The following is a 12259-nucleotide window of genomic DNA, read 5'->3' on the forward strand; positions in this document are numbered from 1 at the left end:
GTTTGGGGGCTTTCCAAGTACAACGCAGTATGGGGCTTAATATGACACTTGAAGAAAAAATCATTGCTCACGCCAAACGCTCAGAACCGCACGAAAGTTGCGGTTTTGTCGTTTCTAAGGGCGGTGAGTTACGTTATTTTCCTTGTGAAAATGTGGCTGTCGATCCGATTAATCATTTTGAAATTTCACCTGATGATTGGATTCGGGCGGAAAGCGTAGGTGAGATTGTGGCGGTTGTTCATTCTCACCCTGATTCAGACACAGAAAAGGGATTGCCTTATCTATCAACCGCAGACAGAGAATGTCAAGTGCGGTTAAATCTGCCGTTTTGGTTGGTTTGCGACGGAAAATTGCAAAAATTCCGCCCAATCGCACCGCTTGTCGGTCGTCCGTTTGAGAATAACAAGCAAGATTGTCGCAATATCTTACTTGATGCCTATATGTTGTCGGGATTGGATTTGCCCGATGATGTGACCTATGAATTTGAATGGTTTAAATCAGGCAACTTGTATGAAGAAAACTTGCTCCGCTTTGGCTTTGAGCGGTTAGATTTTGAAGAACAGCCCCAGCTTGGCGATATTGTGTTACTGCAAATTGGTAGCGATGTGGCTAATCACGCAGGCATTTACCTTGGTCATCAAATGATGTTACACCACAGCGAAGGGCGATTGTCTGCCCGTGTGCCTTATGACGGTGCTTGGTTACAACAAACGCATAGTATTTGGAGATACCCGAAATGGTCAGAGTTAAATTTTACGGCGATCTTAAACGATTTGAGCCTAACGAACCGATAGTGCTTGAAGTCAGTTCATTTAAAGAGCTGATGAGCGGACTACTTAGCCAGATTCAAGGGTTAAGTCAACATTTACGCAAAGGTTATTACAAAGTCCGAATCGGAAAACGCTATTTAAGCGAAGAGCAGATAAAAACCAATCCTACAATGACACTTGCAGATGATTGCACTGTACATTTTACGCCTGTGGTGGCGGGGGCAGGGAAATCGGGTGTCCTTAGTATTGTTGCTGGTGCACTTTTAATTGGTGCCGCCTTTATGCTTGGTCCAATGGGATTCGGAATGGTTCAAGGGATGACTGCGATGATGATGGGAAGTATGGGAGCTAGTCTTTTATTAGGAGGGGCGATGCAAATGCTTGCTCGTCCACCAGATATGAACACGAAATTAAGTGATAGCGAAAAACAGCAAAGTACATCATTCTCAAACATTCGCAACCTTACCCCACAAGGCAGACCGATTCCGTTGCTTTACGGAAAAATGATGACAAGTCTTATCTTGATTTCGCAGGGTATTGATGCTTTTGATGATATATCGCAAGGTACATAAAAAACAAAACCCCGAACACTCGCAATGTTCGGGGCTTTTCATTCCTATTAAGAACGATTTAAAAGGAACGACAATGGAAGATATTTTAAAACTAATTTTACCTTTATTCAAGGAATTAATGATGAAACATTCGATTTGGTCGATAGCCTTTGCAGTATCTATCCCAATCTTATTTTGGGTATCAGCGGATCTACTACGAGCAATTATTGAGTTGATTAAATTGCTATCCATCTGAACTGGTGAAATAAAGATTGACGATAAAATATCGCATTTAGCCATAGCCTTATTCAAGGAGATATTTTCTATGGTTGAAACATTATCAACTTGGCGATTTATTGCCATTTTAATTACCATCATTATTTGCTTTGTAATTTGGAAAAGCCCAGACATTATAAAAGCGCTTTACAGCATAAAGACGAAGTAGTGGAGGGAATTTGTAAAATGTTAGAACTAATGGATAAATCAAAGATTGCCAAGCGTTACGTTTGGGCTATCAGTTTATTGATCATAATGTGCGTAATGATGTGGCTTACACCTGATTTTTTAAGAGCATTGGCAGATTTCATCTTGACCCTGAAAAATGCCTAACCAACAGGCGTATTGCTACGCCTGATTTACCCTTTACTGTTGTTCAATTGGTTGATTTTGTAGTTGTTCAACTGCTAATTTAATCAGTTGATTTTGTGGAATGTTTCGTTCACGGGCAAGTTGTTCAATTAGAGCGATGGTTTCCACACTGAGTTTATATGACTTTGCTTTTACACCACGCTTTTCATCTGAGCGAGCTTTTATTTCATTGATTGACAATTTCATTATTTTTCCCCATAATTTGAAGAACTAGGGGAGGCTGGTCCCCTAGTAAGTTATCAGATTAGTAAACTGGCAAAGACCAGAGTAACAAAATGATAACTAGGATAATGTATTTAAACATTTGATTATCCTCTTCAAGCGTGAGGATTAAGCCTCACACTCGCTTTCAGTCCGTGTTAAATTTCCTAGGTCTAACTACTGAAAGCGAGGTTATTATAGTTCGGTACACCGAATAAATCAAGTATTATTTTAGAAAAGCCTACATTTTTCGGAATGTGGGCTTTTTATTTGCCCCCCCAAAACTTCAGAGCAGTATTGAGTTAATGGCAACAAACAACAGCAAAAAAAATTATGCTGTTTACTAGGCTTATCAGAAATGGTAAGCCTTTTTTATTTGACAAATAAAAAACAAACCCCGAACGACTGCAATCGCTCGGGGTTTTAATTTACCCCTTATACAAGTTTAGCAACTAAGGAGCAATTTTGATTAAGTATACACCAAAACATCAAGTAAAGGTAGGTGGAAAAATGAGTAAAGAAGGTGCTGATAAAGTTGGGAATAAATTAGCAAATGCAGTATTGATTTTGGCAACTTGTTTGGGAATTAGTGCGTTAATGATTGCATATTCTTATTTGATGTAGTAGTATTTATCCCACAGGTCTCAAAAGCCTTTTATCAGATACGGTTATTTCACCCCGTCAGCGTGATTTTTTTGTTTCTATTGTTTGTTGCCAAATAACTTTAGGACAAAAGTAACAATTTATTTCAATGATCGACAGTGCGACTAATACAACACCGCAAGGGAATACGTCCGCTGGCTTATCTGACCAGTTTTGAGCTGTCGATCACCCGATTTATTCGGGATTTTCTCTCAAAAGGAAATCAGATATGTCTACTCAATTAACTATTCTTAAAACATCAATTCGTACTTTTGAAAATCTTTATTCTTTAAACGATCTTCATTTAGCAAGTGGCGGAGAAGATAAACACCGTCCAACATTTTTCATTCGCCTTGATACAACAAAAGATCTTGTGAAAGAAATTGAGAGTGAAAATTCTGATGTGCAGATCTGCACATCAATAAAATCACTCCGTACAGGCGTTAATAAAGGCACTTGGGCTTGCGAAGAATTAGCCCTAGCCTATGCAACTTGGATCAGCCCAAAATTCCACTTGGTTGTACTGAGAGCGTTTATTGCAATGCATAAAGGGGGATTGCAAAATTCTACGCAAATCGTACCGCTTGAACCTAAACCCGATGTCGTTCTTCCGCACGAAAAAGCAGAACAGATTGCCAAATACTTGGTAAGAGCAAGAGCCTTTGCAAAAGAAGTGGAAGTATTTCATCGTAAACTGTACGAAGATTTAGGCATTTCTCGCTATGTTAAAAACGATATTGCAGGGAAAGGCTACGACATCGCACATGAATTTAACGTATGGCTTGATCCTTTTATTGAACAAGTCTTACCCCAGCTTAATCAACAACGATTAGCAAGATTTTAAGCAAAAATTTAAACAAAACCGACCGCTTGCGACCTAGCGTTGCAAGTGGCTTTTGTCGTACCTGAAATTTAACCGCCGTTACAGTTTCCTGTAACGGCTTTTTTATTGGAGAAACATTATGGGCGGTAAAAAAGGCGGTGGTGGCCATACACCTTACGAAGCACCCGATAACCTAAAATCAGCACAGCGATTAAGTGCGATTGGCTTAATTTCGCTAGGCCCTATTCGTGGTGCGGTGACAGCAGATCAGTATCAGAGTGCCTTCTTTGATTACACGCCGATCAAAAACTCGAAAGGGGAATGGAATTATCAAAATACGTTAATTCGTTACCGTTTAGGCTATCAAGACCAGCAACCCCTTGAAGATTTTGATGCGTCAGAGCGAGAAGTTTCTGTGGGTGCAGAAGTGAAACTAGAACACCCTATTTCTCGCACGGTGATTGACCCTGATATTGATCTTTTGCGAATTACTTTAGGTGTGAATGCGTTGTTTAGTCAAAACGATCAAGGCGATACGCACGGCACATCGGTGCATCTAGAGATTTTAATTAACGGTCAATCCCGACAAACTGTAGTGATTAACGGTAAATCTTCATCACGTTTTCATCGTAGTTATCTGATCGACAATTTACCGCCACGACCTTTCATGGTGACGGTACAACGTGTTACGCCAGATAGCAAAAGCCAACGTTTGCAGAATGCGACATTTTGGTCAAGCTACACGGAGATTATTAGTGCCAAATTGAGCTATCCCAATATGGCGATAGTGGGAATTAAAACCGACTCACGTTATAACCCGAGCTTTCCAAACATTAACTTTCTTTTGTATGGTCGTTTGGTTAAAGTGCCGAGCAATTACGATCCTGATACCAGAACCTATGGCAGTGGTTTATGGCGTGGGGATTTTAAACTGGCGTGGACGAATAATCCTGCGTGGGTGTTTTACGATTTAGTCACCAACAAATTAGCTGGCTTAGGGCAACGTTTAGGCGATTATGGCATTGATAAATTCCAGTTGTATCAAATTGCTCAATACTGCGATCAACAAGTACCAGATGGCTATGGCGGTGTTGAGCCTAGAATGGTGGCAAATTTATGGCTGACAGAGCAACGTGATGCTTATTCGGTGATTTCGGATATGGCGTCGGTTTTCCGTGCGATTGTAGTGTGGAATGGTACGCAATTAACCGCTATTCAAGACAGAAATGCCGATCCTGTCTGCTCATTTACTCAGGCGAACGTTATTGACGGTAAATTTAATCGCCAGTATGTACCGCTTAAGTCCATTTTTACCGCCGTTGAAGTGGAATATGCCGACGAACGTAACAACTATCAAAAAGCAATTGAGTATGTGGCAGATGATGCGATGATCAAACGTTATGGCTATAACGTGAAGAAAATCGTTGCGTTTGCCTGTACTTCTCGTGGGCAAGCTCGCCGTTATGGTAAATGGGTGCTTGAAACTTCTCGCTTAGAGCAATGCACGATCAGCTTTAGCGTAGGGCGTGAAGGGTTACAAGTATTACCGGGTGACATCATTGAAATTGCAGATAAATCCTATGCTAATGTCAATCTTGGTGGGCGTGTGTTAGCCATTAACGGCAGAACCGTTACCCTTGATGCACCGATTGAAGTTCAGGGCGAAAAGCACCTAAGTTATTTAGTTAATGATAACAACGGACAGCGGTTAGTTCGTCGCAAAATTTCGCAAATTAATGCCCAAAACAAATCGCTTGTGACATTAGATAGCGAACCAACAGGCTTACAAATAATGGATACTTGGGCGTTACATACCCCGTTAGTCAGCACACAACGCTATCGTGTGCTTGGCGTGGCGGAAAATGAAGACGGTAGCTACGGCATTACCGCATTACAGCACGAGCCACAGAAAGAGCGAATTGTTGATGAAGGGGCAATCTTTACTCCTTTGTCTGAAACACGCCATAAAGTTGAGCCACAATTAACACACTTAGGCGTACAACCGACGTTGAGCGGTGATATGAAAGTGTCGTGGGAAGTGACATCAGGTAATGGCACGGTTAAATATGACATCAAAGTCTTAAAAGACGGAAAGTTGTATCTGTTTAAACGTGATGAATCCAGTAGTGAGCTGAATCTTGCAGATTTAGCAAATGGTGAATACCAAGTCACAATTATTGCAAGAGATGCACAAGGGCGGATGCTGAGCGAAAAAGTACAATCCTTTACGATTGACAATCCACCTACCCCTAAAAATGTATCGGTATCGGGCGGTTTATCAGGTATTACGCTGTCTTGGGATTTTGTGGACGAAGCCACGCAAACGGAAATCTGGGCAAGTTCAACCAACAACCTAGCCAACGCAGAGCGGATTGCAAAAGTAACCGCAAATATCTACACCCACAATGTAGGTCCACGCCAAACACGTTATTACTGGCTACGTCATACTCGTGGCATTAACGTGGGGGATTGGTATCAACAGCAAGGTTTAAGTGCAGAAACAGGGGCAGATATTGATGCGGAGCTTGCGTTACTGAATGAAAAGCTAAGTCAAAATATCATTGAAGAAGTCTTTGATACAGCAATGCCAGCTCGCAAATTGGAGATGATCAAAACCGTTGCTCGTATTGACAACCTAACGGAAAACATTGGGCATAACCAAGTGTATAACGAGGCTGACGGCAAGTTATATGTATGGGACGGTAGTAAATACACTGCTAAAGTACAAGCGGTCGATTTAGAAGGAAAACTAGCAAGTAGCCAGTTGGACCAAGCCCTTGTTAATCAGCTTACCCAAGCAAGTAGCACTGCAAATAATGCCTTATCAAAAGCTAACACGGTACAAAGTGCGTTAGCTCAAGAAGCCACTCAACGCACGCAAGCGATTCAAGCAGAGACAAGAGCGAGAACCACGGCAATCTCTGCCGAAGCAACTGCAAGAACACAAGCCTTGCAAGCGGAAGCAAATGCTCGTGGTACAGCCGTGAGCCGATTGGAGCAAGCCGACCGTGAGAAAGCTCAATTAATAGCCACTACAACCGCTAAAGCCGATAATGCGTTATCAGGTTTATCTGAAGAACGTCAAGCTCGTATTGCGGCAGATAATGCCGAATCACAAGCACGAACTGCCTTGACTGCAAGAGTGGCGAATACGGAAGGGAGTGTAACAACTCTTTCTCAAAGTTTAAGTACTCATACCCGAAACTTAAGCGAAATAACACAGTCGTTAAATTCTCGTGTAGGTGGAATAAACTTATTCTCAGTTGTAAATGCAAGCCTTGATGGCATAGGGGAAACACTTGTTACTAGAACGGTGATCAGTGAAAAAGATGAGCATTTTAAGTTGGTAATTAAAGATACGGGAGTCTTTAATATCAGAATTCATAATACATTAAAAGCCTATTTGCCGACGTTAAAATTAGGCGATAAATATGTATTATCACTACAAATTAAGGCATCTAAAGTTGGAAGATTGGCAAGAATAGGAGTGGATTTAGGGCATTATGAAGTAGCCTCCGAATCTCGCGATGTGGATGTCAACCTGGATTGGAGAGTAATTGAAGTTCCAGTTGTTGTATCTAGTACACATAACCAACTTTACCAGTTCCTTCTACTTAGATTTGAGAACTGGCAAATAGATGATTGGGTGGAAATTCAAAATGTTCAATTGCAAAAAGGTGAAAAGGCGACGGCTTTTAGTCGATCATCATTATTAACACAAGCAGAACTAACGAATCATAAATCAACTCAAGCGGAAGTGGATAGGGTACAGTCAGAACAACTGGTTGCTCATACTGCACGCTTGGGTGCGGCAGAAGCAACTATATCTAGTACCAGTCGCACAGTAACAACATTAGACGGTAAAGTGCAATCAATGCACACAATCCAAGCAGTATCTATTGCTGGCAATAGAAAAGCACTTGCGGGCATCTCTTTAGGCTCAAATGGAGGAACTGAAAGTTCTGTTATTGTGATGGCAGATAAATTTAACGTTGTCAAAAATGCGCAAGATGGCAACATCACGCCGATGTTTGGCGTGGTTAATAACAAAGTTGCTGTTAATGGCGATTTGATTGCGGACGGAACTATATCTGCTCGGATGATGGCAGCGGACTCGGTACAGGCTGGTACAATCCAAGCAGGAGCGATTAACGCCAACCATTTACAAGCAGGGCAAATTAGTGCTGATAAATTGGCAATTGGGTTAGGGGGGAACTTACTGTATAACCCGATTTTTGCTAATAACGGTAACGGTTGGGTCTATTATGTTAATACAAATAACATTGAGAATAACGGATATGCTTTTAATAATGATACTGGTGCATATCGAAGTGGAGCGTATTTACCAACAGAAAATCAATTTAGATTACAGCGTTCTCGTAAGTCAATTACAGGGGACGCAAGATTAGGTGGGTTGTATCAAAATATAAAATTGACACCTAACACCTATTATTGTTTTTCAGCTTATGTAGGCGCACACAGAAGTTATGTTGATTTAGGCGTTGAGTTAGGTGGCGTACAAGTTATCAGTAGAAGTTGGAGTGGACGAGGGCATACAGGAGGTTATCCAAACAATACAATTGATACTGGTATTGAAAATTCATATCGTATTTGGATCTTATTCAAAACAAATGCTACCAATTCTGCTGAAACCAATTATCGTTTAATCATTAACACTTGGGGACAAAACGGTCAAGATAGTCCAATGTTTGTTATTAGACGACCAATGCTTGAAGAATGTACTCAATACACCACTCAACCGTCTGCGTGGGTAAATAGCGGTGTAACCGCCATTCACGGCGGTTCTATTGTTACAAACACCATTACTGCCCAACAAATAGCGGCTAATACTATTACAGCGAATGAAATTGCAAGTAATGCGATTGCAACTCGTCATTTGTCTGCGAAATCTATCAATGCTAATCATATTGCTACTAGAACGCTGACAGCAGATAAACTCAATATTAATAGCTTATCTGCGATTAGTGCGAATTTGGGGGCAGTAACGGCGGGGAGCATTAACATTAATAATCGCTTTAAAGTCAATACGAGTGGTCAAGTTGAAATGAGGTCAGCGACAGCAAATGTCGGTATGGTGATTAACAACGACCAAATTGTCGTCTATGATGAACAAGGTCGAATAAGAGTAAAAATCGGGAGGTTATAGATGTCGATTTATATTATTACTGGTGTCGTCAGTTTATTAGCAGTCTTCGGACTGCTTTTTTATTGGCACAAAAAGCGTAAAAAGGCGAAATCGCAAACGACAACAAAACAGGAGCATGATGTGGAGAGTTATGGCGTACAGGTGTTTGACGAGAATGGTAGATTACAAGCCACCTTAACAGAACGAGAAATGAATGTAGTACATTATCACTTTTATTACCCTAAAGGCACAGGTAAGCAACGAGATATGAAATATCTTGCTCAACTTGTTAGGCAATATCCTGGCTATTTGGCATCAGGAGGGGTGAATATTGATGGGGCTGGCACTTGGACGTGGGACAGTGGATCGAACGGCTATGAAGTAAATCCACAACAACCCGTGGTAATGGGCGAAGAGTGGTACGCGATGTCTGCGGTAGCCGAAGAATCGTCAAATCCTTTTATCAGACCTTGGACGATGCCAGGATCGGCTTGTATTTACGACAAAAACAACAATAAGTTTATTTGTCGTGCCGATAATGCGTATATTTCGGGATTACTAATCACTGTGGGGAGCAAGTAATGACAGCACAAGGGATTCAATTGGATCGTCTGCAAATCAAGCAAGATTATCGAGCCTTAAATTTTCTGGTGCGTGGTGTGACTAGACCTTATGGTAATCACATTGAGGTATTTGAGTTTACTTCAAACTCACAACCTACCGTCTTTGCACGTCCGGTTGCTGATAATGTCAACACAGCATCACACTATTTAGTAAAAAATGGAAATAGCTACAAAGCCTACTTTTTGGCCAAGGTTGAAGTCTTTGTTTTCAGCCAAGACTTAAATCGCAAAGCACCCTACGGCATTGAGATTGTTAATGAAGCAGGCAATAAATTTTTCAGCACAGGAGATTACCCTGTAAAACCTATTGGCATGTTCTATCTGCCAGCGATTGGGCCAAATGGCTATGTTCAATGGCAAGTCTCGAATACGGATAAGGTTGCCTATAATCTGCTGAATAACCGAATGTCGGTGGCTTATAGACCAACATCTAAGACAATCACTTATTGGAGAGATGTGGTTAAACGGGTAGGTAGCTACTTTAGAGTAGAGCACGCAGTAGTATATAGCGGTTCTTCTTATGGTGGCGACCACTATATACAAAACACAGATAATATCGGTGCATTAGGTAAAAGTACACCAAGTGCAATTTGCCTTATTGATATTTCAAACATTCCGTAAAATTTTTTACCGAACTCACCGCTTGTAACAATACAAGCAGTTTTTTTTCTAAAACAAACCAAAGGAGTATTATATGGCAACATTTAACAAAATCTTAAATCCACTTTATTCAACAATCTCTGGTTTCAATATGGATCAGAGTGGTTCAATGAATGTTACCTATCAAATAGGTACAGCAGTTGAAAATGAAGAAAACCAAGTAACAGAGTTCAATCCGATTGTGACTGAGTATAAATATCTCGATACTCAACAAGCAATGGAAGTAATGATGCAACCACTCAAAAAAGAAGATATTGGTAAGTCGTTCCAAGATTTGATGATTAGGCGTATTTACGACTATATGAAAGAGAAGGGGATGATTCTGGTGTAAGGATAAAGCCTACACAACGGAGGCTTTATCCAATAAATAGATTATTTCCGCCTCATTAGTTCAGCAACTTTCTATTGAAAGTGGGGTTAGATGCTGAACGATAAAATCCATAAAAATCATAAATACCTATAATTTATAAGTAACACCAAAATTACACCGTTTTTAATATATACCATGAATAATAATGGTTAAAGATGCTCGCCCAGAGCACCATTTGACTTTACGTAGCTGTTCGTAGCTTATCGTAAAAACTAAATAAAGCCTTGAATATCAATGATTCAAGGCTTTTTTCTTATCTTTTTATATCGTAATTTATCGCTACCTATCTCACATTTTAGTAACACAGTTAGTAACACAGAACAATCTCGTGTTACTATCCAAAAACCGTTTAATTGTTGGGAAAATACTCATGGCAAGAAAATTCACACGATTATCAGCAATGGAAATTAAAGAAGCTAAACCCAAAAATAAAGAATATAGTCTGCATGATGGGGATGGTTTACTATTAAGAATTAGACCTACTGGAAGTAAAACTTGGCTCTTTAATTATTCAATCCCATTTACAAAAAAGCGAACTAATCTAAGAATTGGCTCTTTTCCTGAAATTTCACTGATTCAAGCTCGTGCGAAACGTGAAGAATTTAGGGCTTTACTTGCTCAAAACATAGATCTACAAGCAGAGAAACTTAGACAACAAGAAGAAGCTCAAAGCCAAATTAGAGATACTTTCTATTCAGTCTCAACAAGCTATTTCAACGGTATTTACAAACAGAAAGCCAAAAATGCAGAAACACGTGAAAATAATTGGACTAGATTAGAAAATCATATTTTTCCTTATATTGGAGAAAAGCACGTATCAGAAATTACGGTAAGAACTTTAGTACAAGTTTATGAAAAAGCTGCTAATCGTAGTAATACTTTGAAAAAAGTCCATCAACTTGTCAGCGTTATCATGGATCATGCTGTTACAAAAGGAATCATAGAAAGCCATAACTGCAGATTGGCTATTAAAAGCTTTTATATTGAATCATCAAAACCTAATCCCACAATTAAACCTTCTGAATTACCAAAACTATTTCAAGACCTATCAAATTCTCAAATATCAAAAAAAACTTACTTTTTGATCTGTTGGTCATTTTTGACTGCTTTACGCCCAAATGAAGCAGTTAGTGCAGAATGGGCAGAAATTGATTTTGAGAATAAACTCTGGAACATTCCAAAAGAAAAGATGAAAGGGCAAGCAGACAAAAACGCCCTCATACTGTACCTTTATCTTCTCAAGCAATTCAATTATTAGAAATCATGAAATTCTTTTCGGAAGGTAGCCGTTTTATTTTTGTTGGTCGTTCTTCAAATAATCAACCAATGAATAAAGCAACTGTAAATGTCACCCTAAAAAGAATCGGATATAAAAATAAACTTACTGCCCATGGAATACGAGCATTTATAAAAACATTTTTAGCATCTCAAAAGATTGAAAGAAATGTATCTGAAACTGTACTTTCTCATTTATTGGAAGGAGGGGACGATTTAGAAAATACTTATAATCGATATGATTACTTAGAAGAGCGAAAATCTGTGATGCAACTTATCGGAGATTACTGCGAATCCCGTGGTATGGATTTAACATTTGATGTAAAAAAACAAAGCCTATAATATTTTTTTTATAAAAAATGGAGCCTCTCCCACAATTTGTGTAAATACCTGTTTCTGAGATAATACATTCAGACACAGGTATTTTATTATGAACGAAAAACAACTTCACGCCTTGGCAGCGGAATTTGCCAAAAACCTAAAAACACCAGAAGACCTCAATCAATTTTCACGGATGCTCAAGAAAATCACCGTCGAGGCCGCGTTAAAT

General features: G+C 39.7%; 11 protein-coding genes. 10 read left to right on the plus strand and 1 reads right to left on the minus strand.

The features are described from left to right. The first annotated feature begins 41 nt into the window (after positions 1-41). Positions 42-794, plus strand: a complete 753-nt coding sequence (locus B0183_RS04000; protein ID WP_174221455.1) for a C40 family peptidase — start codon at positions 42-44, stop codon at positions 792-794. Further along, positions 737-1342, plus strand: coding sequence for a tail assembly protein (locus B0183_RS04005; protein WP_234802023.1), 606 nt, complete (start codon positions 737-739; stop codon positions 1340-1342). Before B0183_RS04000 ends, B0183_RS04005 begins: the two co-directional genes overlap by 58 nt. Positions 1343-1963: 621 nt before the next feature. Here the strand turns inward: B0183_RS04005 and B0183_RS04010 are convergent. After that, positions 1964-2155 carry a hypothetical protein gene (locus B0183_RS04010; RefSeq protein WP_035491811.1) on the minus strand — a complete coding sequence of 64 codons (192 nt, stop codon included), beginning with the start codon at positions 2153-2155 and terminating at the stop codon, positions 1964-1966. Positions 2156-2635: 480 nt separating this feature from the next. Between B0183_RS04010 and B0183_RS12285 the strand changes: the two genes are divergently transcribed. From B0183_RS12285 to B0183_RS12650, 8 genes are all read left to right on the plus strand, one after another. Further along, positions 2636-2794, plus strand: coding sequence for a hypothetical protein (locus B0183_RS12285; RefSeq protein ID WP_165688508.1), 159 nt, complete (start codon positions 2636-2638; stop codon positions 2792-2794). 247 nt (positions 2795-3041) lie between these two features. Next, a complete protein-coding gene (locus tag B0183_RS04015; protein WP_078208357.1) occupies positions 3042-3656 on the plus strand; it encodes a KilA-N domain-containing protein in 615 nt (204 codons plus the stop codon). A gap of 118 nt (positions 3657-3774) precedes the next feature. Beyond that, entirely contained in the window at positions 3775-8802 is a 5028-nt protein-coding gene (locus tag B0183_RS04020) for a TipJ family phage tail tip protein (protein ID WP_078208358.1), read from the plus strand. Further along, positions 8803-9363, plus strand: coding sequence for a hypothetical protein (locus B0183_RS04025; RefSeq protein WP_078208359.1), 561 nt, complete (start codon positions 8803-8805; stop codon positions 9361-9363). Beyond that, positions 9363-10025 carry a hypothetical protein gene (locus B0183_RS04030; protein ID WP_016527901.1) on the plus strand — a complete coding sequence of 221 codons (663 nt, stop codon included), beginning with the start codon at positions 9363-9365 and terminating at the stop codon, positions 10023-10025. The genes B0183_RS04025 and B0183_RS04030 overlap by 1 nt, the downstream gene beginning before the upstream one ends. A 73-nt stretch (positions 10026-10098) precedes the next feature. Beyond that, on the plus strand, positions 10099-10395 hold the full coding sequence (locus tag B0183_RS04035; protein WP_078208360.1) for a hypothetical protein: 297 nt from the start codon (positions 10099-10101) through the stop codon (positions 10393-10395). 409 nt (positions 10396-10804) lie between these two features. Then, on the plus strand, positions 10805-11692 hold the full coding sequence (locus tag B0183_RS04040) for an integrase arm-type DNA-binding domain-containing protein (RefSeq protein ID WP_234802024.1): 888 nt from the start codon (positions 10805-10807) through the stop codon (positions 11690-11692). A gap of 5 nt (positions 11693-11697) precedes the next feature. After that, positions 11698-12051, plus strand: coding sequence for a tyrosine-type recombinase/integrase (locus B0183_RS12650; protein ID WP_234802025.1), 354 nt, complete (start codon positions 11698-11700; stop codon positions 12049-12051). The last annotated feature ends 208 nt before the right edge of the window (positions 12052-12259 follow it).

The sequence above is a fragment of the Glaesserella parasuis genome (assembly GCF_002015085.1).
In the GTDB taxonomy this organism is placed as follows: Bacteria; Pseudomonadota; Gammaproteobacteria; order Enterobacterales; family Pasteurellaceae; genus Glaesserella; species Glaesserella parasuis.

Excerpts from the sequence above, each read along its gene's own strand:
- B0183_RS04000 (WP_174221455.1), top strand. The coding sequence starts at position 42 with ATGACACTTGAAGAAAAAATCATTGCTCACGCCAAACGCTCAGAACCG.
- B0183_RS04005 (WP_234802023.1), top strand. The coding sequence starts at position 737 with ATGGTCAGAGTTAAATTTTACGGCGATCTTAAACGATTTGAGCCTAAC.
- B0183_RS04010 (WP_035491811.1), bottom strand. The coding sequence starts at position 2,155 with ATGAAATTGTCAATCAATGAAATAAAAGCTCGCTCAGATGAAAAGCGT.
- B0183_RS04015 (WP_078208357.1), top strand. The coding sequence starts at position 3,042 with ATGTCTACTCAATTAACTATTCTTAAAACATCAATTCGTACTTTTGAA.
- B0183_RS04020 (WP_078208358.1), top strand. The coding sequence starts at position 3,775 with ATGGGCGGTAAAAAAGGCGGTGGTGGCCATACACCTTACGAAGCACCC.
- B0183_RS04025 (WP_078208359.1), top strand. The coding sequence starts at position 8,803 with ATGTCGATTTATATTATTACTGGTGTCGTCAGTTTATTAGCAGTCTTC.
- B0183_RS04030 (WP_016527901.1), top strand. The coding sequence starts at position 9,363 with ATGACAGCACAAGGGATTCAATTGGATCGTCTGCAAATCAAGCAAGAT.
- B0183_RS04035 (WP_078208360.1), top strand. The coding sequence starts at position 10,099 with ATGGCAACATTTAACAAAATCTTAAATCCACTTTATTCAACAATCTCT.
- B0183_RS04040 (WP_234802024.1), top strand. The coding sequence starts at position 10,805 with ATGGCAAGAAAATTCACACGATTATCAGCAATGGAAATTAAAGAAGCT.
- B0183_RS12650 (WP_234802025.1), top strand. The coding sequence starts at position 11,698 with ATGAAATTCTTTTCGGAAGGTAGCCGTTTTATTTTTGTTGGTCGTTCT.